The following is a 25,056-nucleotide window of genomic DNA, read 5'->3' on the forward strand; positions in this document are numbered from 1 at the left end:
GGCACCCGGGGGCGCCGCCGCCGCGGTGGCAGGACCTATTGCGCGGCGGTGATGGATACCACGTTCGTGCTGCGCGCCGGCTGCGGACCGCCCGCGTTCGCGTCGATGAAGCTGAGCACCAGCGGACGGATGTTGAGGCGCCAGCTCTTGCCCGCAAAGATGCCGTAGTGCCCGGCGCCCGGTTCCAGGTGGCTGGCCTTCTTCGAGTCGGGCAGGCCGGTCAGCAGGTCAAGCGCGGCAAGGCACTGGCCGGGGGCCGAGATGTCGTCGGCCGCGCCCTCGACGACCTTGACCGCGACCTGGGTGATGGCGCCCATGTCCACGCGCTTGCCCGCCACGGTGAAGACATTGCGCGCGATTTCGCGGTTCTTGAAGATGCGTTCGACGGTGGACAGGTAGAATTCCGCCGTCATGTCCATCACGGCAAGATATTCGTCATAGAAGCGGTTGTGGGTGTCGTGGTCGCTGGCATCGCCCTGGGCCACGCGCATGATCTGGTCCGAGAAGGCCTTGGAATGGCGTTCGGCGTTCATCGACATGAAGCTCTGCAATTGCAGCAGGCCCGGATAGACCAGCCGCCCCGCGCCCTTGTACTTGAACCCGACACGCTGGATCGCGATCTGCTCGAGCTGGCCCATCGTCACGCGGCGCCCGAAATCGGTGACCTCGGTGGCGGCGGCGTCGGGGTCGACCGGGCCGCCGATCAGCGTCATCGAGCGGGGCTGCGCCGCCGGGTCCTCGCCCGCCAGATAGGCGACGGCCGCGAGCGTGAGCGGAACCGGCTGGCAGATCGAGATCACATGGGTGTCGGGCCCGAGGTGGCGCAGGAATTCGACGAGGTAGAGCGTGTAGTCCTCGACATCGAACTTCCCGGCGCTGACGGGAATGTCACGGGCGTTGTGCCAGTCGGTCACATAGACGTCGCAGTCAGGCAGTAGGGACATCACGGTAGACCGCAGGAGCGTCGCATAATGGCCCGACATCGGGGCCACGAGCATCACCTTGCGCGCCATCGGCTGGCGGCGGCGGACGCGGAAGTGGACGAGATTGCCGAACGGCATGTCGACCACCGGCACGACGTCGACCAGGTGGTCCTGGCCGTCCGGGCCGACGATCGAGCGGATGCCCCAGTCGGGCTTGGCGACCATGCGCGCGAACGTCCGTTCGGTCACCTCGCCCCAGGCCGCGACCAGCGGCAGGAGCGGGTTGAGCGACAGTGCGAAGGCCGGGTAGGAGGCCCAGGCCCGCGCGGAGGCGCCCAGCCACTCGTTGGTGTTGCGGGCGCTTTCCATCATGTCGTAGGTGTACATGTACTTCATCAGGCGTCTCCATGCCCCGGCGGGAATCAGGCAGTATTCGTCGCTTTCCCCCCTGAACAGGCGACGGTATGTTGCGCGGGCGACCGTCGGAAAGAACGGATGCTGCGCAGCGGCGAGATTAGGGGGGAAACATTCGCATGACAACAGATGACATCGGCGCGGGCGAGAGGCTGGCGCGGCTGAATGCCAATCTGGCGCGGGTGGAGGAACTGACCGGACGGCTGACGGCGGCCCTTGCGCGGCGCAAGTCGGCCGATCCCGCGCTGCACGGGCCCAGCCAGGACGTCTATCTGAAGGCCGCGGCGGCCTATGTGGCCGAAATGATGCAGAACCCGTCGAAAGTGCTGGAACACCAGATCGGCTACTGGGGCAAGACGCTGAAACACTATGTCGAGGCGCAGCAGATGCTGCTGAAGGGCGAGTTGAAGGCGCCCGACGACCCGACGCCCAGGGATCGCCGATTCGCCAATCCGCTGTGGGAGACGCATCCGTTCTTCAACTACCTCAAGCAGCAGTACCTGCTGAACGCCGAGGCGATCACCGGCGCGGTCGCGGGGCTTGACCGGCTGGACCCGGCCGAGCGGAAGCGGGTGGACTATTTCACCCGGCAGATCGTGGACATGTTCTCGCCCACCAATTTCCTGGCCACGAACCCCGACGCGCTGGAGCGCGCGGTCGCGACGGATGGCGAAAGCCTGGTGCAGGGGCTGGAAAACCTGGTGCGCGACATCGAGGCCAACGAGGGCGAGCTGCTGGTGACGCTGGCGGACCGCGAGGCCTTCACCCTGGGCGGCAACATCGGAACGGCGCCCGGCGCGGTGGTCTATCGCAACCGCATGTTCGAGCTGATCCAGTACACGCCCACCACCGAGACGGTGCATCAGGTGCCGCTCCTGGTCTTTCCGCCATGGATCAACAAGTTCTACATCCTCGACCTGAAGCCGCAGAACTCATTGATCCGATGGATCGTGGATCAGGGCTATACGCTATTCGTCGTAAGCTGGGTGAACCCTGACGCGCGCTATCGCGATGTCGGGATGGATGACTACATCCGCGACGGATACCTGCGGGCCATGGCCGAGGTGCGGCGGATCACCGGCGAGAAACAGATCAACGCGGTGGGCTACTGCATCGCCGGAACCACGCTGTCGCTGACGCTGGCACATCTGAAGAAGGCGGGGGACACTTCGGTCAAGTCGGCCACCTTCTTCACCACCCTGACGGATTTTTCCGATCAGGGCGAGGTCGGCGTGTTCCTGGATGACGACTTCGTGGACGGGATCGAGCGGCAGGTCGAACAGGACGGCATCCTTGACCGGACCTTCATGAGCCGGACCTTCAGCTTCCTGCGGTCGAACGACCTGATCTGGCAGCCCGCGATCAAGAGCTACATGCTGGGTGAGGCGCCGCCCGCCTTCGACCTGCTGTACTGGAACGGCGACGGCACCAACCTGCCCGCCAGGATGGCGGTGGAATACCTGCGCGGCCTGTGCCAGCGCGACGAGTTCGCGCGCGGCGGCTTTCCGGTGTTCGGCGAGCCGGTGGCGATCCGGGATGTGACCGTGCCGCTCTGCGCCATCGCCTGCGAGACCGACCACATCGCGGCCTGGAAGGGAAGCTTCAACGGAATCAGGCAGATGGGATCGAAGGACAAGACCTTCATCGTGTCCCAGTCGGGCCATATCGCGGGTATCGTCAACCCGCCGTCCAAGGGGAAGTACGGCCATTACACCAATGACGGCCCGATGACGACGCCCGAGGAATGGATGGCGGGTGCGACCTTCAACGCCGGGTCGTGGTGGCCCCGCTGGGGGGCCTGGCTTGCCAAGCGGTCCGGCAAGCAGGTGCCCGCCCGCATACCCGGCGAGGGGGCCGAGGTCCTGGCCCCGGCGCCGGGCACCTATGTGATGTCCAGCCCAGCCGCCTGATCGGGAACGGAATTCCGGGCACGCCTGCGACCTGCCGCCGCGTCATGCTGCGACGCAGAAAATTCACTTGCAATGCTGCGGTGCAGCATCTATATCTTGGTCATCAGGAACACACGATCCCGCCTCGGGCGAATGGAGATGAAGATGACCAAGACCAACGATTTCACCAAGGTGATGCAGGACATGATGGCGGCGTTCCCGGTGGACGCCTCGGCGATGCAGAACGCGTTCAAGACGCAGGCCGCGATGGGCGAGAAGCTGTCGAAAGTGGCTCTGGAAGCCGCCGAGAAGTCGACCGAGATCTCGGCCCAGTGGACCAAGGCCACCATCGCCAAGCTGGGCGACGTGTCGAAGGCCAAGACCGAGCCGACCGACTACACCAAGGCCTTCACCGACTTCGCCTCGGCCGCTGCCGAGATGACCGCCGAGCACATGGCGGCCTATGCCGAAGTGGCCAAGAAAGTGCAGATGGAAACCGTCGAGCTGATGCTGGCCGCCGGCAAGGACATGTCGGAAGACGCGACCGCCGCCGTCAAGAAGGCGACCGCCGACGCGACCGCTGCCGCCAAGAAGGTGACGACCGCCGCTGCTGCCGCCGCGAAGTGATCGCTGCACCGCGCGTACGACCCTCCTCCCTGTCGGACTGACGCGTGGCTGGGCGGGCCCCCCTTGGGGTCCGCCCTTTTCCTTTGCAATCCGGCGCGGCTGCCCTAGGATTGCCGCAGCGCAACATGCGAGGGGAACGATGGCCGATACCGACAAGCCGCTCCTGATCAAGCGGTATGCGAGCCGCCGACTCTACAACACCGAAACCTCCGACTATGTGACGCTTGAGGATATCGCGGGCTTTATCCGCGCCGGGCGCGAGGTGCAGATCATCGACCTGAAGTCCGGCGACGACCTGACGCGGCAGTACCTGCTGCAGATCATCGCCGAACATGAATCGAAGGGCGACTCGGTCCTGCCGATCAACGTGCTGACCGACCTCGTGCGATCCTACACCACGGGAATGCAGTCGGTCGTGCCGACCTTCCTGGCCGCGAGCTTCGAGATGCTGCGCGATGGCCAGTCGAAGATGATGGAAAACCTCGGCGCCCTGCCGAACCCGATGGCCGCGATGCCCGGGTTCGATGCGATGCGGAAAAGCCAGGAAGCCTTCATGAAGACGATGATGGCGGGGCTGCCGGGCTGGCCCCCGGGGACGGCCGCGCGCGAGGAACGCGCGGAACCGGGCGACGAGCTTGCACAGATCAAGAAGCAGCTTGCCGAACTTCAGGCAAAGCTGTCGAAGCTCTGAAGCGGGGGTGACGGCGGTCCGCCACCGCTGCCCCGGTCAGGCGCGCACGGTGCGCGCCGCCGTGACCAGGGCATCGGCCAGCAGGTCGCATTCGTCGGGCGACAGCCGCGCCGGCAGGCGCAGGTCGCAGGCGCGCATCAGCATCGCGCGGGTCTTGGGCAGGTCGGGCGGGGTGCCCAGGAATGCCCAGTTCCAGAACGCCCGCGCATTGCCCTCGGACAGCCCGAACACCTGCACCGGCGCCCCGAGCGATTTCGCCTCGGCCTGGAAGGCCAGCGCCTGATCGTCGGTCCAGTCGCCGGTCAGCAGGAACTGCAGCGAATCGGGGGCGCGTTCTTCCTGCGGCAGGGCCGGGGGAACGCGGAACCAGTTGACCCGCGCCAGGTGCGCCGCCACGCGGTCATGGTTCGCAAGGCCACGCCGCGCCCGGTCGTCGACCAGCGGCAACTGCGGGCGGATCACGGCGGCCGACAGGTTCTGCATCCGCATGTTGTAGAGCGGCAGGCGGTTCTGCCATTTCCCGGCGATGTCCTTCATCCCGGGATGCGATTTCCAGTTCGTCTCATACGCGCCCGACATGATCGCGGCGCGGGCGGCGATGTCGGGGTCGTCGGTCACCAGCATCCCGCCCTCGCCCGCATTCACGAGCTTGTAGGACTGGAAGCTGAAACAGCCGATCGCGCCGATCGTCCCGATCCGGCGCCCGCCCCAGCGGGTGCCCAGCGAATGCGCCGCATCCTCGATCACCGGCACGCCGGCGGCTTCGGCCGCCGTCATGATCGCGTCCATGTCCGAGGTATGGCCGCGCATGTGGCTGATCATCACCGCGCCCGCGCCGGGCAGCTTTGCGCGGAAATCGGCCATGTCGATGCGCAGGCTGTCGTCCACCTCGACCAGCACCGGCGTGCAGTCGGCATGCAGCACCGAGGACGGGACGGCGGCAAAGGTGAAGGCCGGGATCAGCACTGTCGCGCCGCGCGGCAGGTCGAGCGCCTTCAGCGCCAGAAACAGCGCGGCCGAGCAGGATGACACGGCAAGCGCATAGCGCGATCCGATCAGGGCGGCGAATTCGGCCTCGAGCCGGGGCACCGGGGCATCGGCGGGCGAGGTGTAGCGGAACAGGTCGCCCGAGGCGAGCAGGCGGTCGATCTCGGCGCGGGCCTCGGCCGGGATGGGTTCGGCCTCGGTCAGGTTGACCGACTGGGCCGCTGCGGGGGCCGATCCGTCATGCGCCATGGGGGCATCTCCTCGCATCACGGGCCTGTCTTAGGGCCAAGCGCGGGGTTTGGCCAGTGGCAGGGTGTTGCCTGTGGCACGATGTGGCGGCGTTGTGCCTGCGTCATAGCCCCAGCCTGTCACGCATGGCATACCAGGTCATCGCCAGCACCAGCATCGGCCAGCGAAAGGCCACCCCCCCGGGGAAACGGGGCTGCGGCAGGCCCGCCATCAGGTCGAACCGCCCCGCCTGACCGGCCACCGCCTCGGCCAGGACCTTGCCCGCCATCGTCGCCAGCGCCACCCCGTGCCCGGAATAGCCCGAGGCCGACAGGACGTTCGGCGCCACCCGGCGGAAGCAGGGCAGCCGCGTCATCGTGATGGCCAGCGTGCCGCCCCAGGCATGGTCGATGCGGGTATCGCGCAGCTGGGGATAGATCTGCAGCATCGGCTTGCGGACCGTGGCCGCGATGTCGGCCGGGAAGCGCCAGCCGTAGCTTTCGCCGCCCCCGAACAGCAACCGGTTGTCGGGCGACAGCCGCCAGTAGTTCACCACGAAGCGCGAATCCGCGACGGCGACGGGTTTCGACAGCACCTGCGCCGCGCGGTCGCCCAGCGGTTCGGTTGCCACGATGAAGTTGTTGATCGGCATCACCCGCGCCTCGACCTCGGGCGCGAGGCCCGCAAGATAGCCGTTGGCGGCCAGGATCACGTGGTCGCAGGTCACCCGGCCCGCGTCGGTGCGCACCACCGGCCGCGCGCCGGGATCGATCGCATGCACCTCGGACCGTTCGTGGATCACAGCCCCCGCCGCCATCGCCGCCCGGGCCAGCCCGAGCGCGAAGTTCAGCGGATGCAGATGCGCCGCGCCCCAGTCGATGCCGCCACCGGCGAACGTGTCCGATCCGATCAGCGCACGGATGCCCGCGCGGTCCAGCGTCTCGATCCGGTCATAGCCGTAGTCGCGCGCCAGCCGCTCGGCATGGGCATGGTCGGCCCGCACCTCGGCAGGGGTCCGGCAGGCATGGGCGACGCCCGGACGCCAGTCGGTGCCCGGCATGCCGTCGGCCAGATCGCGGACCAGCGCCTTGGCCTCCTCGGCCATGTCCCACAGCCGCCGGGCGTCCGCCGCCCCGGCCATCCGCTCCAGATCGTCCTGGTCGAGCCTCTGGCCCGATCCGACCTGCCCGCCGTTGCGCCCCGAGGCGCCAAACCCCGCGCGCTGCGCCTCCAGCACCACCACGCTCAGGCCGCGTTCGGCCAGGTGCAGCGCTGCCGACAGTCCCGTATAGCCCGCGCCGATCACGCAGACATCGGCCACGCTGTCGCCGCGCAGGGGCGGGCAGGGCGGCAGCGCCTGCGCCGTCGCGGCATACCATGAGGGCGGGTATTCGCCCGCCCGGTCGTTGGCGTGCAGCAGGTTCATACGTTCAATAGCAGGTGTTCGCGTTCCCACGGGCTGATGACCTGCAGGAACTCCTTGTATTCGTTGCGCTTCACGCTGTCATAGACTTGGCAGAACTCGGGTCCCAGCACCTCGCACAGCGCCGTGTCCTCTTCCAGCAGGTCCAGCGCGTCGCCCATGTTGTAGGGCAGGTCGGTTTCCATGTTGTAGGCATCGGCCTTGCATTCGGGGCGGGGCGGCTTGCCCTCCTTCAGCCCCAGGTAGCCGCAGGCAAGGCTTGCGGCGATGCCCAGGTAGGGGTTGCAGTCCATCCCGGCCAGCCGGTTCTCCAGCCGCCGCGCCTCGGGGCCCGAAACCGGCACGCGCAGCCCCGTCGTGCGGTTGTCGCGGCCCCATTCCAGGTTGATCGGCGCGGCGAAGTCGGGAACGTAGCGGCGGTAGCTGTTCACATAGGGCGCCAGCAGGGCGACGGCCGCGGGCAGGTGGTTCTGCATCCCGGCGATGAAATGGCCGAAGGCCTCGGTCTCGGCGCCCTTCTTCTCCGAAAAGATGTTCTTTCCGGTCTTCAGGTCGACCACCGAATGATGGATGTGCATGGCGCTGCCCGGCTCGCCCTCGATCGGCTTGGCCATGAAGGTGGCGAAACAGTCGTGGCGCAGCGCCGCCTCGCGGATCAGCCGCTTGAAGAAGAAGATCTCGTCGGCCAGCTTGACCGGATCGCCATGCGCCAGGTTGATCTCGACCTGGCCCGCGCCGCCCTCCTGCAGGATGCCGTCGATCTCGAAGCCCTGCGCCTCGGCGAAGTCGTAGATGTCGTCGATGACCTTGCCGTATTCGTCGACCGCCGACATCGAATAGGCCTGCTTGCCCGCCGCCCGGCGGCCCGACCGGCCCATCGGCGGGATGATCGGCATGTTCGGGTCGATGTTCCGCGCGACAAGGAAGAATTCCATCTCGGGCGCGACGATCGGCTGCCATCCCTCAAGCCGGTAAAGCTCGCAGACCCGGCGCAGCACGTTGCGCGGCGCCGTGGGCACCGGGCGGCCGTCCTGGTCCTCGGCGTCATGGATGATCTGCAGCGTCACATCCGCCGTCCATGGCGCGGCGGTCGCCGTCTCCCAGTCGGGCACAAGGATCATGTCGGGTTCGGTGAAGGCGCCGGTGGGGTTGTCGGCCCACTCGCCGGTGATCGTTTGCAGGAAGATCGAATTCGGCAGGAAATAGTTGGCCTGCTTGGCGAATTTCGAGGCAGGCATGGCCTTGCCGCGGGCCACGCCCGCGATGTCGGCGATGATGCATTCCACCTCGTCCACGCGGCGGCCGCCGATGAAGTCGCGCGCGGCATCGGGCAGTCGGTCGGTCCATTTGGACATGATGTGTCTCGGGTTGGCCCCGGCGGGGGCGGGGGGTCAGGCCGCGCGGTGCGCGCGCGGCATCTTGAAGAACGCCGCGATGCGGCCGGCCAGCGACGGGCTGTCGATGGGCTCGGTCAGCCGCTCGCGCGCCCGCGCCATCAGGTCGTCAGGCACCAGCCCGGGACCGCGCGTGCGCATCAGCCCATCGACAAAGCCGCTGCCGAACTCGGGATGCGCCTGCACCGAAAAGGCCCGGTCGTCATAGACCAGCGCCGCATTGGCGCAGAACGCGTTGCCGGCCACCACCTGCGCCGCATCCGGTTTCTCGACCACCTGGTCGCGGTGCCATGCGTTCAGCGTGACGGTCTCGCCGCCAAAGTCGTAGTCGGTCGGCCCGACCGCCCAGCCGCCCGGATACCGCGCGACCCTGCCGCCCATCGCCTTCGCGATGATCTGGTGGCCAAAGCAGACGCCGACCAGCGGCACGCCCGCCGCATAGACGTCGCGGATGAACGCCTCCAGCGGCTTGATGAAGGGGTGATCCTCATAGGCGCCGTGGCGCGAGCCGGTGATCAGCCAGCCGTCGGCATCGTGGACCGAGGCGGGAAACTCCATCGCCTCGACATGCCAGGTGCGGAAGCTGAAGCCGTGGCCGTCCAGCAGGCGGACGAACATGTCGGGGTAGTCGCCGGTTTCCGGTTTCAGGGCGTCGGGGGCCTGGCCGGTCTGAAGGATGCCGATGCGCATGGTTGGCTCTGGTTGACTGGCCACATGGTAGCCGGGCGCCCGGGGGTGCGGCAAGGGGGCGCGCGGCCGCCCGGCACACGATGCGCGCAGGCAGGGCAGGCGGATCGGCACGGAATGCCGATGCGCGTCGGCCGTTCCGGCAGCCGGACCGGGTGGTGCCGCCCCGCCGTCCCGGGCGGCCGGGCGGCAACGGGCACCCGAAGATGAATAAATGGTAAACGCGCGACGCCAACCCATTGAAAACGCTGCATCCGATTCGCGTCCCACCGTGGGACGCCCGCCGCCGACTCAACCCTTGCCACGCGGACGGATCGGGGCGACCATCGGGACAGGCGGCAAAGGACGCGGCGGCGCGGAGGACGGCGACGATGATCGAGATCGGCACGGACAAGGTGGTGCAGGTGGTGTTTCTGGCCCGCGAAGGCGCGGCGGGGGGCCGCGAGCTTGCGACGTTCATCGCGGCACTGAACGACGACGAAAAGGCGCATCTGACCGCGCTCGCGTGGGTCGGGCGCGGTGCCTTCGAACCCGAGGACTACCCCCGCGCCGTCGAGACCGCGTTCGAGGAGGCGACCGTTCCGACCGAGGTCTATCTGATGGGGATGCCGCATCTGGCCGAGAACCTGGAGGCCGGGCTGGATGCGATGGGCGTGGACGTGGGCGACGCCGAGGAGGATTTTCTCTAGCCGGGCAGCGCGGCCCTTGCCGCGCGCCACCGCGCCACCAGCGTCGGGACCCCCGCATCGCGCCACCAGCGGGGCGCCACCAGGCCGTTCGACAACCCGCCCCGGGGACCGGCGAGGCCCGGCACCGGGATCGGATCGTCGGTGTCCCATCCCCGGCCGGCGATCCGCCGGAAGGACGCAGCAATCATCGCCAGCAGGACCGTCTCGGAATTCGGCAGGGGCTGGCCGGCAAAGCCCTCGCGCATCGCCGACCACAGCGCCGGGTCGCCGCGCAGGCCCCAGCCGGACGGCGGCGGATCGAACAGCCCGGGCAGACCGGCCAAGGCGTCACACCGTGTCGAGATAGAGTTCGACCTGCTCCTCGGGGCTGAGTTCGGCCAGATAGTGCGCCTCTTGCCGCTTGGTCAGCACGTAGTTCCGGATCAGTTCGCGCGGGAAGATGCGGGGCAGGACCGGGCTGTTCTCGAAGGCGTCGATCGCGGCGGCCCAGGTGCCCGGGATCTGCGGCAAGCCGGGGATGGCATAGGCATTGCCGGTCACGGGCGGCGGCGGATCCTCGGCATCCTCGATGCCGTTCAGGGCGGCGCCCAGGATCACGGCCAGCATCAGGTAGGGGTTCACGTCGCCCCCGGCCACCCGATGCTCGATCCGCCGTGCCGCGGGGTTGCCCGCCGGAATCCGGATGGCGGCGGTGCGGTTCTCGTAGCCCCAGCAGATCGCCGTGGGCGCATGGGCGCCCGGCACCAGCCGGTCATAGCTGTTGGCGTGCGGCGCGAAGATCAGCGTGGAATCGTGCATGGCATCCAGACAGCCCGCCACCGCCTGTTTCAGCATCGCCGTGCCCTTGGGGCCGCCCGAGTCGAACACGTTGTCGCCCGAGCCATCCAGCACCGAGAAATGCGTGTGCAGGCCCGAACCGGAGTATTCCGCATAGGGCTTGGCCATGAAGGACGCGGCAAAGCCGTGCCGCCGCGCCAGGCCCTTGACCAGCAGCTTGAACAGCCAGGCATCGTCGGCGGCGCGCAGCGCATCGTCGGAATGCATCAGGTTGACCTCGAACTGTCCCAGCCCTGTCTCCGAGGTCGAGGTGTCCGCGGGAATGTCCATCGCCTCGCAGGCGTCGTACAGGTCGGTGAAGAAGGTGTCGAAGGCGTCGAGCGCGCGGATCGACATCGTCTCGGCCGCCTTGCGGCGCTTGCCGGAGCGGGGCGAGGGCGGCACCTGAAGGGTCTTGCCCGAGTCGTCGATCAGGAAGAACTCCAGCTCCATCGCGACGACCGGCGTGAGGCCCCGCGCCTTGTAGCGCTCGACGACCATCCGCAGGGCCTGCCGGGGATCGCCCTCATAGGGCTGGCCGTTCTCGCGGAACATCCAGATCGGCAGCAGGGCCGTGGGCGCCTCGAGCCAGGGCATCGGCATGAAGCCGCGTTCGGTGGGCTTGAGCACCCCGTCCTGATCGCCCTGCTCGAAGACCAGCGGGCTGTCGTCGATGTCCTCGCCCCAGATGTCGAGGTTCAGGATGCTGAACGGGAACCGCGTGCCATCCTTTACCACCTTGTCGGCAAAGCGCGCGGGAATGCGCTTGCCGCGCGCCTGACCGTTCAGGTCTGCGGCGGCGACCCGGATGGTGCGCACATGCGGGTGCTTGCGAAGCCAGTCTTTCGTGTTCATGTCTTTGCTGCCCGCATGGTTCCGGCTCCGCGCCAGTCCACCACGGTCCGGCAGGCGGTCCGGCCCGGTTGCGGACCCTTCCCCTGTTGGCGATCTTCCGCCGTCGCGGAAATTTGATCAAAATTCACGCTACTACCGGACAAGCTGCGGACGCAAGCGAATTCGCGCGCGCCGTTCGGCCGGAAGATGCCGGTTGAGCCGCCGGTTCATGATCCCGAAGCCCCAGATCAGCAGCAGCGTCAGGCAGATGAAATAGAAGGCCGTGATCGGGTAGGGTATGAAGGGGTTGAACGTCTTGTCGTTGAAATACTTGGCGTAATAGAGCGCATCGCCACGCTGCTGGAACGCCGGGAACCCCGAGAAGTACACCAGCGTCGTGGCGTGGAACAGGAAGATCGCCTCGTTGGTGTAGGCGGGCCAGGCCAGCCGCAGCATCGTGGGCCACTCGATCCTGCGGAAACGCGCCCAGCCTGTGAGCCCATAGGCGTCCGCGGCCTCAAGGTCGCCCTTGGGGATCGACCGCAGCGCGCCGTGGAAGATTTCGGCCGAGTAGGCGGCGGTATTGAGGAACAGCACGATCAGCGCCCCGGCCCAGGCCTTTGACATCCAGGAGACGTCGGCGGTCAGGCCGAAGATGTTGATGCCTGCACGCGGCAGCAGCACAAGCGCCTCGTAGGCAAAGAAGAACTGGATGAAGAGCGGCGAGCCGCGGAACACGAAGACGAACCATTCGGCAGGCACCCGCGCCCAGGGGTTGCGGGCATTCTTGGCCAGCGCGATGGCGGTGGCGAGGAAGAACCCGGCGGCGAGCGCCAGAACGCCGAAGTAGACGTTCCAGATCAGACCCGATCCGATCAGCGTGAACTGCTGGCAGAGCGTGAAATCCTCTCGCGGCAGCAGGCGTTCGCCGTAGCCGAGGCTGCGGAAGGCATAGGCCTGGATCGTTTCCCAGCAGGTCATGCGGCAGCCTTTCGCAGGGCCTCGCCCGCCGCCGTCGCCTGGCCGCGCGACAGCCTGGCGGACAGCCGCGACAGCACCCGTTCCGAGCCCCAGGTCATGAAGAGGTAGAAGATCAGCAGGAAGCCGAAGTACCACAGCCGCCAGTCCGGATGGGGATATTCGTAGGCCTGCGTCTTGGCCCCGCCAAGTTCGCGTGCCCAGTAGACGATGTCCTTGACCCCCAGCAGGAACAGCAGCGGTGTTGCCTTGATCAGGATCATCCACAGGTTCGACAGGCCGGGCAGCGCATAGACCCACATCTGCGGCACCAGCACGCGGCGGAACACCTGGCGGGCGGACATCCCGTAGGCTTCCGCGGTTTCCAGTTGCGCGCGCGGCACGGCCTGCATCGCGCCGTAAAGGACGTTGGCCGCGAAGGCGCCGAAGACGATGGCGAAGGTGATCACCGCAAGCGCGAAGCCATAGAGATCGTGCAGCGCCTGGGGGGCGGAGCCCTGCGGCACCTTGGCCGCCGGGCAGACGCGGAATTCCAGCCCGTTGCGGATCGGTTCGGTCCAGTCGGGGCAGCGGGCCTGATGGACCAGCCATTCCAGCCCCTGGTCGATGGCGATCACGAAGAACAGGAAGAACACGATGTCGGGCACGCCCCGCACCATCGCGGTGTAGCCCTTTCCGAACCACCGCAGCGGCAGGATCGACGAACGCGACGCCATGGCGCCACCGAAGCCGAAGGCCAGCGATACCGGCGCGGTGATGGCCAGCAGCGTCAGGACGGTGATGAAGGACCAATAGAAATCGAGGTGCTTCCCCGTGGTGAGGTAGCACATCAGCCATGTCAGGCCGTCGATGGCCTTGGGGTCGGCGCAGGCGCTGAACATCGCGGGGTTGCCCCCGCCCGGACCGCGCCGGGCGGGGGCATGTCCATCAGAAGGTCGTGGCGTCTTCGCCGAACCACTTCTTGATCATCGCATTCAGCGATCCGTCGGCTTTCATCGAACCGATCGCCGCGTCGAACTTGGCCTTCAGCTCGGTGTCGCTTTCGCGCAGGCCCATGCCGACGCCGCCGCCAAGCTGCACGTCCTCGCCGGCCCAGACGAACTGGCCGCCCGATTCCGCCAGGATCGGCGCAAGATAGTCCTTGTCGGCGAAGACCGCGTCAGCCTCGCCGTTGCGCACCGCGGCGACGGTTTCGTCGGGTGTCGCGAATTCCAGCAGGGTCGCGCCGGATTCGGCGACATAGCCGGCCTGGATCGTGCCGACCTGCGCCGCGACCACGCCGCCCGCAATGTCGGCATCGGCCTTGAGCGCCATGTAGGCCGAGGCCGCCGGCGGAATGTAGTTCTGCGTGAAGTCGATCACCTTGTCGCGTTCCTCGGTGATCGACATCCCGGCGATGATCGTGTCGTAGTTGCCCGACTGCAGGTTCGGGATGATGCTGTCCCAGTCGGTGGTGACCCACTCGCAGGTCAGGCCCGCCATTGCGCACAGCGTATCGCCCAGTTCGCGCTCGAACCCGTCGACCTCGCCCTTGTCGTTGATGAAGTTGTAGGGAGGGTAGGCGCCCTCGGTCCCCATGCGGACGGTCTGGGCGGCGGATGCGCCCGCGGCAAAGGCCAGAAGGGCCGTGGTCAGGATCAGTTTCTTCATTGTCGTCTCCCTGTTAGGGGCCTTTGCGGCCCGCCGTTCGAAGTTGCAGTCAGAAGGTCGGCACGTCCTCGCCAAACCATTTCAGCAGAAGCGCGTTCAGGCTTCCATCCCGTTTCATCCCGGCGATCGCGGCATCGATCTGCCCGCGCAGGCCGGTGTCCGACTTGCGCAGCGCGAGGCCGAAGCCCTCGCCCAGCGGAACGCCCGAACGGGCGAGGATCAGCGCGCCGCCCGACCCGGCGGCGGTTTCCGACAGGAACCGCTGGTCGGCAAATCCCGCATCCGCCTCGCCCCGCAGGACGGCCGCGACGACGTCGTCGGTGGTGGGAAACTCGACCAGGACCGCGCCCGAGGCCGCCACATGCTGCGCGTGGACCGAGGCCGCCTGTGCCGCAACCAGCCCGCCGTCGAGATCGGCATCGGCGTCGCGCGCGATGTAGGCCGAAGGTTCGGGTGGCACATAGGGCGCGGTGAAGTCCACGACCTGCCGGCGTTCCGCAGTGATGGTCATCGCGGCCAGGATCACATCGACATTGCCCGACTGAAGCTGCGGGATCAGCGCGTCCCACTCCACCACGACCCAGGCGCAGTCAAGCCCGGCACGCGTGCACATCGCATCGCCGAAGTCGCGGTCGAAGCCTGCGATGTCGCCCGCGTCATTGATGAAGTTGAAGGGGGGAAAGGCGGCCTCGGTCGCCAGCCGGACGGTTTCGGCATGTCCGGGCAGGGCAAGCGCCAGGGACAGGATCAGCGCGCGGACCACCGGCATCACGCCCCCGCCGACAGGAATGCGCGCAGCCGGTCGGTGCGCGGCTGCCCGAACACCTGGGATGGCGGGCCCTCCTCCTCGATCCGGCCCTGGTGCAGGAACACGACATGATCCGAAAGGTCGGCGGCCAGCTTCATGTCATGGGTCACCAGAAGCATCGTCCGGTGCTCACCCGCGAGATCCTTGATGACTCGCACCACTTCCTGCTGGAGTTCGGGATCAAGCGCCGAGGTCGGTTCGTCGAACAAGAGCGCGCGGGGCTCCATGCACAGGGCGCGGGCGATGGCGGCGCGCTGCTGCTGGCCGCCCGAGAGCTGCGCGGGCCAGGCATCGGCCTTGTCCGCGATGCCGACCTTGGCAAGATAGGCGCGCGCCTTGTCCTCGACCTCTTTCGGGTCGCGGCGCAGCACCGTCACCGGCGCCTCCATCACGTTCTGCAGGACGGTCAGGTGGGCCCAGAGGTTGAACTGCTGGAAAACCATCGACAGGTTGGTGCGGATGCGGGTGACCTGCGCCCGGTCGGCGGGCTGGCGTTGCAGGCCCTGGCCCTTCCAGCGCACGGCCTCGCCCTCGAAGATGACATCGCCCTGCTGGCTGTCCTCCAGCAGGTTGCAGCACCGCAGCAGCGTCGATTTTCCGGACCCCGACGATCCGATCAGCGACACGACGGTGCCGCGCCGGGCCCGCATGTCGACGCCCTTGAGCACCTCGAGCGGGCCATAGCTCTTGTGCAGGTTGCGAATCTCGATGACCGGGGTGTCGGCGTTCAAGGGGGCGTCCTTCGGGCGTGGTGGGCGAGTAGGGCGCAAGTCCTGCGCCATTGCAACGGTCTTTCCGGACAGTCAGGCGCAGGCAGGTGCCGGATCGGTCAGCGAATGCCGCCGATTTGGTCAGGTGGCGGGGGTATGGGCACATCCAGATAGTCGGATGCCGGTATCCGGACGATCCCGCGCAGGCGAAGCGCCGCGCGGTCATCGGGCGCCAGCGCGGCGATGGCGGCCGCGGTTGCCGCGAAAAGCGTCGCGGTGTCGGCCTCGCGGGCCGCGATCAGGGGCAGGCCGGGCGTCGGCGGGGTGCGATGGATCACCCGCAACGCGGCGGCGGCGGCCTCGATTCCCTCCAGGATGGACCAGGTCACGCCGTCGATCGCCGCAAGATCGGCCTGCCCGCCGGCGACGGCGCGGACCGAGGCGGCGTGTGCTCCGGTCTGTGGGCCTGGGCGCAGCCCGAGCCGTGCGGCGTCCTGCGCGATGGCGGCCCAGCCCGACTGCGACATCGGGTCGTTGAACGCCAGCCGCGCCCCGGCAAAGCCGTCAAGGCGGTCGCGCGGATCGTCCCGGCGCGCGACAACCACGCTGCAGTAGTGGCCCGGCGGGCAGTCGGGCAGACCATAGTCGGGTGTGCCCACAAGTGCGACGCGGTCATGCAGCCGGGCGCGGAAGGGAAAGCCGCAGGTCTGGGCCAGCACGAGGTCGGGCGCCGTCCAGACCGGCCAAAGATCATCCTGCCCCCGCGTCAGCACCTCGGGCGCAGCCCGGCCCCGCGCGCGCAGGTCATCGCGGATCAGGGCCCAGAGCCGGTCGTTCGCCGCCCGCAGCGGCGGCGGATCGTACATCGGCAGCGCGGCGATCATCGGGCGGCCCCCGACGCCCGCTGCCGTGCCTGCGCCGATTCCACATCCGTAAGACCCAGAAGCCCCGCGATCAGTCGCATCAGGCGGTCTTCATCGGCGTCGCGTGCGCCATCGGCCAGAACGACCGACCACATCGCCTCCATCAGATGCGCCCGCGCCTCGAGCGGCACGGCCTCCTTCAGTGCCCGGGTGAAGCGCACGGTGTCGGGCGACTGCGATTCCAGCGTCTCGGCCCGGGAACGCAGATCAGCGACGGCAAAGGGCGACAGCGACAGGTGGGCGGCCAGCACCTGGTCGATGCGATGGCGCTCGGCCTCGGCATAGTCGCCGTCGGCCCGCGCGAGCCGGACAAGCAGCGCCGCGAGCGCCAGACCCGCATCGGGTGTGGCAGGGACGGGGGCGGGGCCGGACAGGCGGCGGAGGATCGCGTCGAGCATCCAGCGGATATAGCGGCCGCGGGCAGCGGCGCAAAGATGCGCCGTGCATGCACCGGCATCCGACAGTTCACGTTGTGTTAACCATTTGTCGCACAGGGTCGGGCAGGCCCCGGGGAACGCCATGGACGAAGGTTTCGACGAACCGGCCGCGACCTATGACCCGCCGGGCGACCCCGGGGCGCGGCTGGACTGGCTGCGCCTGATCCGGTCGCGCCGGGTCGGTCCGGCGACATTTCACCGCCTGATGGCCGCGCACGGGACGGCGCGCGCGGCGCTTGCCGCGCTGCCCGGTATCGCCGCGGTCGCAGGCGTCGCGGATTATGAGCCCTGCCCCGAAGGTGTGGTCCGGGCCGAGGCCGCGGCGGCGCGGAGGGTCGGTGCGCGGCTGGTCTGCCGGGGTGAGGCGGACTATCCCGGGCCGCTGGCGCGGATCGCCGATGCGCCACCCTGCCTGTGGCTGCGGGGCGATGCACGGCATCTGGCACGCCCGATGGTCGCGCTCGTGGGTGCCCGCAATGCCTCGTCCCTGGGGCTGCGCATGGCGCGCCGACTGGCCGAGGGGCTGGCCGAGGCGGGATTCACGGTCGTGTCCGGCCTGGCGCGTGGCATCGACGCAGAGGCGCATCAGGGCGCGATGGCGGGGGGCACGGTGGCGGTTCTGGCTGGCGGCGTGGACATCGCCTATCCGCCCGAGAACACCGCGCTGCTGGCCGAACTGGCGGAGCGTGGCTGCGTGCTGTCCGAGGTGCCGGTGGGCACCGAGCCGCAGGCGCGGCATTTCCCGCAGCGAAACCGCATCGTGTCCGGCCTGTCGCGTGCCGTGGTCGTGGTCGAGGCGGCGGCGCGATCGGGCAGCCTGCTGACGGCCCGCGCGGCGCTTGACCAGGGGCGCGAGGTGCTGGCGGTGCCCGGCCATCCGTTCGATGCCCGCGCCGCCGGCTGCAACCAGCTGATCCGCGAGGGGGCGACCCTTGTGCGATCGGTCGCCGATGTGGTCGAGGCGATCGGCGCGGGGCTGGCGGTGCCGCCGGTCGCCGCGATGCCGCCGGAACCGCCGCGCCCGCCGCTGCCCGGCCCGGTGCCCGCGCGCCGCCCGCTGACGGACGTGGCACAGGTGCATGCACGGATCCTGTCGCGGCTGGGCCCGTCACCGCTGCCCGAGGATCAGTTGATCCGTGACCTGGCGATGCCGGCGGCGCTTGTCGCCCCCGAATTGCTGACGCTCGAGATGGAGGGGCGCGTGCTGCGGGCGCCCGGGGGCCTGCTGTCGCGCGCCGTCTGACGCGGCATTCGCCCTGATTGACAATGCGCGGCCCCCGCCCACATGGTGCCCCGCCCGCGCCGCCCCCCCTGGCGGCGCGGCCATTGATGAGGGTTTCATGGCTGTAGTTGTCGTCGAGTCTCCTGCCAAGGCCAAGACAATAAACAAGTATCTTGGACCGGGCTTTACCGTGCTCGCCTCCTACGGCCATGTGCGCGACCTGCCCGCCAAGGACGGATCGGTGGACCCCGACAGCGGATTCGCGATGACCTGGGAGGTTGCGCCTGAAAGCCGCAAACATGTGAAGGCGATTGCCGACGCGCTCAAGACCGATGACACGCTGATCCTTGCCACCGACCCCGACCGCGAGGGCGAGGCGATTTCCTGGCATCTTCAGGAGGCCCTGTCCTCCAGCCTCAAGAAGGGCAAGCAGGTCAGGCGGGTCACCTTCAACGCCATCACCAAGGCCGCGGTGGGCGAGGCCATGGCGAACCCGCGGGCGGTCGATCAGCCGCTTGTCGAGGCCTATCTGGCGCGGCGCGCGCTTGACTATCTGGTGGGGTTCACGCTGTCGCCGGTGCTGTGGCGCAAGCTGCCCGGCGCGCGGTCGGCCGGGCGGGTGCAATCGGTCTGCCTGCGGCTGATCGTCGAGCGCGAGATGGAGATAGAAGCGTTTCGACCCCGCGAGTTCTGGACCGTGGCGGCCATGCTGACGACGCCGCGCGGTCAGGATTTCGAGGCGCGACTGGTCTCGCTGGCTGGAAAGAAGCTGGACAAGTTCGACATATCCACAGCAGAAACGGCCGAGATTGCGGTAAAGGCGATCACTTCGCGAACATTGCGCGTGGAATCGGTAGAGGCAAAGCCCGCGGCCCGCAACCCCTGGCCACCGTTCATGACATCCACCCTGCAGCAGGAGGCCAGCCGCAAGCTGGGCCTTGGCGCCAAGCAGTGCATGAGCGCCGCGCAGCGCCTGTATGAGGCCGGTCACATCACCTACATGCGAACCGATGGCATCGACATGGCGCCCGAGGCGGTGATGGCCGCGCGTGACGAGATCCGCCGGAGGTTCGGCGACCGCTACGTTCCCGACAGCCCGCGCATGTACAAGAACAAGGCCAAGAACGCCCAGGAAGCGCATGAATGCATCCGGCCCACGGACATGGCAGCGGCGCCCGACAAACTGCGCCTGAGCGAGCGTGACCAGGCCGGGCTCTATGACCTGATCTGGAAGCGGACCCTGGCCAGCCAGATGGCGGCGGCGCGGCTGGAACGCACGACCGTCGAGGTGGGCAGCCCTGACCGGCAGGTCGGTCTGCGCGCCACCGGGCAGGTGGTGCTGTTCGACGGTTTCCTGAAGGTCTATGACGAGGGCCGCGACGATGACGGCGATGACGACGGCAGGCTGCCGCAGATCATGGCTGACGAGGCGGTGACACCCCGGCAGGACGCATATCGCGCTGCCTTCCAGAAGGCGGTCGCCGGTTCCGCCGGGACCGTGACCGACAGTGCCCCGACCGAACGGGCGGGCTCTGCCGTGATCAGTCCGGACGGGGCCATCCTGGCCAGCCAGAGCCATACCCAGCCACCGCCCCGCTACACCGAGGCGACGCTGGTCAAGCGGATGGAGGAACTGGGCATCGGGCGACCGTCGACCTATGCCTCGATCCTGACCACGATCGTGGATCGGGAATATGTGAAGAAGGACAAGAACCGCCTGATCCCCGAGGACAAGGGGCGGCTGGTCACGGCGTTCCTGACGAATTTCTTCCGCCGCTACGTGGAGTATGACTTCACCGCCGATCTTGAGGGGCAGCTTGACGATGTCTCGGCGGGTGGTCGCGACTGGAAGGATGTTCTGGCCCGGTTCTGGCGCGACTTCTCGGCCGCGGTCGCGGAGACGGCCGACCTGCGGATTGGCGAGGTGCTGGACAAGATCGACGATTTCCTTGCGCCGCATCTCTACCCCTTGCGTGCCGACGGCAGCGACCCCCGGTCCTGTCCGACCTGCGGGACCGGACGGCTGCATCTCAAGACCGCGCGGTCGGGCGGGGCCTTCATCGGGTGCGGGAACTATCCGGAATGCCGCTACACGCGCCCGATCTCCGGGGCGGAGGAGGGCGCGGGCGGCGGTGACCGCATCCTTGGCCATGACGAGAACGGCCTTGCGGTGGCGGTGAAGTCCGGCCGGTTCGGCCCCTATGTGCAGCGCGGCGACGCAACCGAGGCAGAGCCAAAGCCGCCCCGCGCCAGCCTGCCCAAGGGGTGGTCGCCGGACACGATCACGCTGGAACGCGCGATGATGCTGCTGTCCCTGCCCAGACTGGTGGGCGAGCATCCCGAGGGTGGCCCGGTCGAGGCGGGGATCGGGCGGTTCGGGCCCTTCGTCAAGCATGGCGCGACCTATGCGAACCTGTCCGACGCGGAAGAGGTGTTCACCATCGGCATGAACAGGGCGGTCGAGGTTCTGGCGCAGAAGGCAACACGCGGCCGCGCGACATCGGCCCCGGCCACGCCGCTGCGGGAGCTTGGCGAACATCGGGACGGCGGCATCGTTGCCGTGATGCCCGGGCGCTACGGCCCCTATGTGAAATGGGGCAAGGTCAACGCCACCCTGCCCAAGGAACTTTCCCCCGAGACGGTGACCCTGGACGAGGCGATTGCGCTCGTCGCGGAGAAGGCAGGGAAGGCGAAGCCGAGGAAGGCCCCGGCACGCAAGGCCGCGAAGCCTGCAGCCGCGGCCAAGCCCGCCAGGTCGGCAGGCGGAACAACCCGCAAGGCATCGAAAGGGACGACCGGGAAAGCCGGGGCATGACCGGCGGGGATGCATCGGGGCGTCGTGTCCTGATCCATCTCGGCATGCCGAAGACCGGCACGACGGCGTTGCAGAACGCGCTGCGGCGCCTCACGGACAGGACCGCGCCGCATGTGATCTATCCGACCTACGCGCGCGACAGTCGCTGGGCACATCACCAGCTTGCCGAGGATCTGCGCGCCCATCTGAACGCGGGCGGCGAACCTGAGGTCCATGCTGCGGGGCTGGTGACGGATCTGCTCGGCTTGCCCCGATACCGGGGCGACTGCACGGCCGTCTACAGTTCGGAGGCATTCGCCAATCTCTGCGGGCATGCGACCGCCCCGATGCTTCGACGATGGCTGGCCACGATCCGGGGGGCGGGTCGGCTCATGCCGGTGATTTACCTGCGCGAGATGACCGCGTTCCTTGAATCGATGTATCTGCAAAGCGCGCGCTTCGGAAACGCCGGGACCTCGTTCGAGGACTACCTGGCGCCGCGCCCCGGCTGGTTCAGAAACCTGTGCCTGGGTCTGACAGGTCTGGTTGCGGAAGGCGTCGAGGTCGCCTTTGCCGGCAAGGGATATGACATCCTGGCCGAATTCGACCGGCGCCTCATGCTGGCCGAGGGCACGCTGCGATCGGTTTCCGGACCGGCACTGAATGTCAGGCCGGGGTACAAGGTGCAGACGATCCTGACGCATCTGCCACGTGTCGAGGAAAGGCTGCGATTCGGGATTGACCGGCACGCCTTCCTGAAGACGGCTGCCGGCAAGCAGGCGATACCCGGCGACACGGCAGCCTATTCGCTGTTCACCCCGGCGGGGCGCAGGCAGGCCAAGGCGAGGTTTGACGCAATCGCTGCCGAGGCAGGGCTGATCGGCTATGTGCAGGCCTTTGCCGGTGAACCGCCCCCGGACCTGCCTTTCATGCCGCTCGATTTCGCGGCGCTCGCCCCGGCCGATTTCGACTGGCTGGCCGCGCATCGCCAGTTGTTCGCGCTCTAGCTGCGCCGATGTCGGGCGTCGTCATCCGCGCGGATCGAGCAGACGCCCCAGCAGACCGCCGGCCCTTATGACACCCAACGGCCGACCCGCGGCGTCGGACACACCCACTGCGGCCTCGCCGTCCCGGATCAACCCCATGACCAGCCTGACCGGTGTTTCGGCCGGGACCTGCGGCCCCTCGCAGCTGCCAGGCTCCATCACGTCGCCCGCCGTCAGCACTGACAGCGGGTTCATGTGGGCCACGAAGTCGGCGACGTATTCGCTGACCGGGTTGGCGATGATCTCGCGCGCCGTGCCGATCTGCACGATCCGTCCGCCTTCCATCAAGGCGATGCGATTGCCGATCTTGAATGCCTCGTCGAGGTCGTGGCTGACGAAGACGATGGTCCGCTTCAGCTTGGCCTGGAGATCCAGAAGCTCGTCCTGCAGGCGCGAACGGATCAGCGGATCAAGCGCCGAAAAGGGTTCGTCCATCAACAGGATCGGCGCGTCGGTGACGAAGGCGCGCGCCAGTCCGACGCGCTGCTGCATCCCGCCCGACAATTCGCCGACCTTGCGGTCGGCCCACTGGGTCAAGTTCACCAGCGAAAGCTGCGCATCGACCCTGGGACGGCGTGCGGCTTCGGGGACGCCGGCAAGTTCCAGGCCAAGCCCCACGTTCTCGCGCACCGTGCGCCAGGGCAAGAGGCCGAACTGCTGGAACACCATCGCCACGCATTCCCGCCGCAGGCGCAACAGGTCCTCGGGCGGCGCGGTGGCGACATCGCATTCCCAGTCGCCGTCGCGCACGATCATGCTGCCCCGGGCCACCGGGTTGAGGCCGTTGACCGCGCGCAGCAGCGTGGACTTGCCCGAGCCCGAAAGGCCCATCAGCACAAGGATTTCTCCGGTCGCGACGGTCAGGCTGCAGTCGTGCACCCCAAGCACCTGGCCCGTGGCCGCCTGAACCTCGGCGCGGGTCTTGCCCTCATCCATCAGCGGCAACGCGCGTTCCGGAGCCTCGCCAAAGACGATGGAGACCTTGTCGAACTCGACCGCGTTCATTTCCGGCTTACCCGCAGCATGCGGTCCAGAAGGATCGCGACAACGACGATGATGATCCCGCTTTCAAAGCCAAGCGCCGTGTTCACGCTGTTCAGGGCCCGGACCACCGGCACCCCCAGACCGTTGGCGCCGACAAGCGCCGCGATCACCACCATGGACAGCGAGAGCATGATGGTCTGGTTCAGACCCGCCATGATCTGTGGCAAGGCATAGGGAAGCTCTACCTTCCACAGGCGCTGCCGGGGGGTCGCACCGAAGGCCGTCGCCGCCTCAAGCAGCGCCTGGGGTGTCGATGAGATGCCCAGATGCGTCAGGCGGATCGGCGCGGGCAGCACGAAGATAACCGTGGCGATCAGCCCGGGCACCATGCCGATGCCGAAGAACACGATGGCCGGGATCAGATAGACGAAGGTGGGCAGCGTCTGCATCAGGTCGAGCACCGGCACCATAGCCTGATAGAGCCGAGGCCGGTGCGCGGCGGCAATGCCGATGGGCACCCCCACGGCCATGCAGACAACGCAGGCCGAAAGCACCAGGGTCAGGCTTTCCGTAACCGGCTTCCAGTACCCCTGGTTCAGGATGAACAGGAATCCCAGAACGACCAGCAGGCAGGTCTTCCATGACCTCTGCAATACCCAGGTCAGTGCCACGAAGACGCCGATGATCACGAAGGGGTGCGGCGTCTGAAGCACCCAGAGAATGGCGTCGATCAACGCCGTCAGCGCATCGGCGATGGCATCGAACATGGGTGCGGCATTCGACTGCAACCAGTCGAATGCCTGTTTGGCGGTGCGGCCCACGGGGATCTTTGTGCCGGTCAGCCAGTCGGTCAGAAAATCCAAGCCGAACCCCTTTCAGATGGGACCGAGTTCCCCGAAGGGGTGGCGGGGTATTCCCCGCCGCCCGGGGTCATTGCAGGGCGGCCGTCACGGCGGCCATGGCGTCGCCCCCGTCCCTGGTCGTCACGCCGTCCAGCCAGCCCGACAGCACGCCCGGATTGGCCGCAAGCCATTCCTTCGCGGCCTCGGCCGGATCCTTGCCGTCGTTCAGGATGGCACCCATGATCTCGTTCTCGAGCGCCAGCGAGAATTCCAGGTTCGACAGCAGCTTGCCGGTGTTCGGGCATTCCGCGACATAGCCCGCCCGCGTGTTGGTCAGCACCTCGGCGCCGCCCAGGTTGGGGCCGAACCAGTCGTCGCCGCCCTCCAGATAGGTCATCTGGAAACTGGCATTCATCGGATGCGGCTCCCATCCCAGGAACACCACGGGCTCGCCCCGACCATCGGCACGGGCGACCTGCGCCAGCATTCCCTGTTCGCTGCTTTCGACGACTTCCCAGCCCTTCAGGCCAAAGGCGTCGGCCTCGATCATGTCCAGGATCAGGCGGTTGCCGTCATTGCCGGGCTCGATGCCATAGATCTTGCCGTCAAGCGCGTCCTTGGCTGCAGCGATTGCCGCGAAGTCCGTGATGCCCAGGTCGGCGCCGGCCTTGTTGGTCGCCAGCGTGTATTTCGCACCGGTCAGGTTGACCCGCACGGTATCCACGGTTCCCGCATCCCGGTAGGGGGCGATGTCGGCCTCCATCGTGGGCATCCAGTTGCCGAGGAACACATCCACATCGCCGTTGGCGAGGGACGCATAGGTCACCGGCACCGAAAGGATCTTGGTTTCGGTCTCGTAGCCAAGCGCGGTCAGCACCACCGAGGTGACGGCCGTGGTGGCGGTGATGTCGGTCCAGCCGACGTCCGAGAAGATCACCTTGTCGCAGCCCGCGGCCAACGCCGGCTGGGCAATCAGCGCGGCAGTGCCCGCCAGCAGTATCGAACGAAAGGTCATCGATCAGGCTCCCTGTGTTTTTGTTGATTGACGAGTCAATAAAGA

24 protein-coding genes are annotated in these 25,056 nt (G+C 67.8%); 7 read left to right on the top strand and 17 right to left on the bottom strand.

Translation table 11 applies throughout. From position 1 onward, the window contains the following. Nucleotides 1-35: 35 nt before the first annotated feature. Entirely contained in the window at nt 36-1,319 is a 1,284-nt protein-coding gene (gene phaZ / locus KF887_08085; protein ID QYK43041.1) for a polyhydroxyalkanoate depolymerase, read from the bottom strand. A 137-nt stretch (nt 1,320-1,456) separates the two neighbouring features. Between phaZ and phaC the strand changes: the two genes are divergently transcribed. From phaC to phaR, 3 genes are all read left to right on the top strand, one after another. Further along, nucleotides 1,457-3,247 (top strand): class I poly(R)-hydroxyalkanoic acid synthase, encoded by a 1,791-nt coding sequence (gene phaC, locus KF887_08090; GenBank protein ID QYK43042.1) that lies wholly within the window; start codon nt 1,457-1,459, stop codon nt 3,245-3,247. Between the two features lie 144 nt (nt 3,248-3,391). Further along, nucleotides 3,392-3,853, top strand: coding sequence for a Phasin (locus KF887_08095; protein QYK43043.1), 462 nt, complete (start codon nt 3,392-3,394; stop codon nt 3,851-3,853). Nucleotides 3,854-3,992: 139 nt separating this feature from the next. After that, nucleotides 3,993-4,544 carry a polyhydroxyalkanoate synthesis repressor PhaR gene (gene phaR, locus KF887_08100; GenBank protein ID QYK43044.1) on the top strand — a complete coding sequence of 184 codons (552 nt, stop codon included), beginning with the start codon at nt 3,993-3,995 and terminating at the stop codon, nt 4,542-4,544. Between the two features lie 36 nt (nt 4,545-4,580). On the opposite strand, the gene KF887_08105 is transcribed toward phaR, so the two are convergent. The 4 genes from KF887_08105 to KF887_08120 form a co-directional block, all read right to left on the bottom strand. Next, the gene (locus tag KF887_08105; protein ID QYK43045.1) at nt 4,581-5,780 is read right to left on the bottom strand and encodes an aminotransferase class I/II-fold pyridoxal phosphate-dependent enzyme; all 1,200 of its coding nucleotides are present in this window, start codon (nt 5,778-5,780) and stop codon (nt 4,581-4,583) included. 103 nt (nt 5,781-5,883) lie between these two features. Then, a complete protein-coding gene (locus KF887_08110; GenBank protein QYK43046.1) occupies nt 5,884-7,185 on the bottom strand; it encodes an FAD-binding oxidoreductase in 1,302 nt (433 codons plus the stop codon). After that, a complete protein-coding gene (locus KF887_08115) occupies nt 7,182-8,537 on the bottom strand; it encodes a glutamine synthetase (protein QYK43047.1) in 1,356 nt (451 codons plus the stop codon). The genes KF887_08110 and KF887_08115 overlap by 4 nt, the downstream gene beginning before the upstream one ends. A 36-nt stretch (nt 8,538-8,573) precedes the next feature. After that, on the bottom strand, nt 8,574-9,266 hold the full coding sequence (locus KF887_08120) for a type 1 glutamine amidotransferase (protein ID QYK43048.1): 693 nt from the start codon (nt 9,264-9,266) through the stop codon (nt 8,574-8,576). 368 nt (nt 9,267-9,634) lie between these two features. Here KF887_08120 and KF887_08125 point away from each other — a divergent pair, with 368 nt between their 5' ends. Next, the gene (locus KF887_08125; protein QYK43049.1) at nt 9,635-9,952 is read left to right on the top strand and encodes a DUF3775 domain-containing protein; all 318 of its coding nucleotides are present in this window, start codon (nt 9,635-9,637) and stop codon (nt 9,950-9,952) included. Here the strand turns inward: KF887_08125 and KF887_08130 are convergent. The 9 genes from KF887_08130 to KF887_08170 all read right to left on the bottom strand — a co-directional run bounded on the left by KF887_08130 (nt 9,949) and on the right by KF887_08170 (nt 17,069). Further along, nucleotides 9,949-10,275 carry a hypothetical protein gene (locus tag KF887_08130; GenBank protein ID QYK43050.1) on the bottom strand — a complete coding sequence of 109 codons (327 nt, stop codon included), beginning with the start codon at nt 10,273-10,275 and terminating at the stop codon, nt 9,949-9,951. The genes KF887_08125 and KF887_08130 overlap by 4 nt on opposite strands. Nucleotides 10,276-10,279: 4 nt before the next feature. Next, nucleotides 10,280-11,623, bottom strand: coding sequence for a glutamine synthetase (locus KF887_08135; protein QYK43051.1), 1,344 nt, complete (start codon nt 11,621-11,623; stop codon nt 10,280-10,282). Nucleotides 11,624-11,755: 132 nt separating this feature from the next. Then, entirely contained in the window at nt 11,756-12,583 is an 828-nt protein-coding gene (locus tag KF887_08140) for an ABC transporter permease subunit (protein QYK43052.1), read from the bottom strand. Continuing rightward, nucleotides 12,580-13,461, bottom strand: coding sequence for an ABC transporter permease subunit (locus tag KF887_08145; GenBank protein ID QYK43053.1), 882 nt, complete (start codon nt 13,459-13,461; stop codon nt 12,580-12,582). Before KF887_08145 ends, KF887_08140 begins: the two co-directional genes overlap by 4 nt. A 46-nt stretch (nt 13,462-13,507) precedes the next feature. Continuing rightward, nucleotides 13,508-14,230: a transporter substrate-binding domain-containing protein gene (locus KF887_08150; GenBank protein QYK43054.1), complete on the bottom strand. Its 723-nt coding sequence runs from the start codon at nt 14,228-14,230 to the stop codon at nt 13,508-13,510. A gap of 49 nt (nt 14,231-14,279) precedes the next feature. Further along, a complete protein-coding gene (locus KF887_08155) occupies nt 14,280-14,999 on the bottom strand; it encodes a transporter substrate-binding domain-containing protein (protein QYK43055.1) in 720 nt (239 codons plus the stop codon). Beyond that, a complete protein-coding gene (locus tag KF887_08160; GenBank protein ID QYK43056.1) occupies nt 14,999-15,820 on the bottom strand; it encodes an amino acid ABC transporter ATP-binding protein in 822 nt (273 codons plus the stop codon). Before KF887_08160 ends, KF887_08155 begins: the two co-directional genes overlap by 1 nt. Nucleotides 15,821-15,867: 47 nt before the next feature. Further along, nucleotides 15,868-16,632 carry a PhnD/SsuA/transferrin family substrate-binding protein gene (locus tag KF887_08165; GenBank protein ID QYK43057.1) on the bottom strand — a complete coding sequence of 255 codons (765 nt, stop codon included), beginning with the start codon at nt 16,630-16,632 and terminating at the stop codon, nt 15,868-15,870. Beyond that, entirely contained in the window at nt 16,629-17,069 is a 441-nt protein-coding gene (locus KF887_08170; protein QYK43058.1) for a TerB family tellurite resistance protein, read from the bottom strand. Before KF887_08170 ends, KF887_08165 begins: the two co-directional genes overlap by 4 nt. Before the next feature lie 121 nt (nt 17,070-17,190). Here KF887_08170 and dprA point away from each other — a divergent pair, with 121 nt between their 5' ends. The 3 genes from dprA to KF887_08185 all read left to right on the top strand — a co-directional run bounded on the left by dprA (nt 17,191) and on the right by KF887_08185 (nt 22,131). After that, nucleotides 17,191-18,351, top strand: a complete 1,161-nt coding sequence (gene dprA / locus KF887_08175; protein ID QYK43059.1) for a DNA-processing protein DprA — start codon at nt 17,191-17,193, stop codon at nt 18,349-18,351. A 97-nt stretch (nt 18,352-18,448) separates the two neighbouring features. Further along, nucleotides 18,449-21,145, top strand: coding sequence for a type I DNA topoisomerase (gene topA, locus KF887_08180; protein QYK43060.1), 2,697 nt, complete (start codon nt 18,449-18,451; stop codon nt 21,143-21,145). Further along, complete coding sequence (locus KF887_08185) at nt 21,142-22,131, top strand: hypothetical protein (protein ID QYK43061.1); 990 nt, start codon at nt 21,142-21,144, stop codon at nt 22,129-22,131. The genes topA and KF887_08185 overlap by 4 nt, the downstream gene beginning before the upstream one ends. A 21-nt stretch (nt 22,132-22,152) precedes the next feature. Here KF887_08185 and choV read toward each other — a convergent pair whose 3' ends face one another. The 3 genes from choV to KF887_08200 form a co-directional block, all read right to left on the bottom strand. Continuing rightward, nucleotides 22,153-23,175, bottom strand: coding sequence for a choline ABC transporter ATP-binding protein (gene choV / locus KF887_08190; GenBank protein ID QYK43062.1), 1,023 nt, complete (start codon nt 23,173-23,175; stop codon nt 22,153-22,155). Next, nucleotides 23,172-24,017, bottom strand: coding sequence for a choline ABC transporter permease subunit (gene choW, locus KF887_08195; protein QYK43063.1), 846 nt, complete (start codon nt 24,015-24,017; stop codon nt 23,172-23,174). Before choW ends, choV begins: the two co-directional genes overlap by 4 nt. A gap of 67 nt (nt 24,018-24,084) precedes the next feature. Next, entirely contained in the window at nt 24,085-25,011 is a 927-nt protein-coding gene (locus KF887_08200; GenBank protein QYK43064.1) for a choline ABC transporter substrate-binding protein, read from the bottom strand. Nucleotides 25,012-25,056 lie beyond the last annotated feature (45 nt).

Source organism: Paracoccaceae bacterium (assembly GCA_019454225.1).
Taxonomy (GTDB): Bacteria; Pseudomonadota; Alphaproteobacteria; order Rhodobacterales; family Rhodobacteraceae.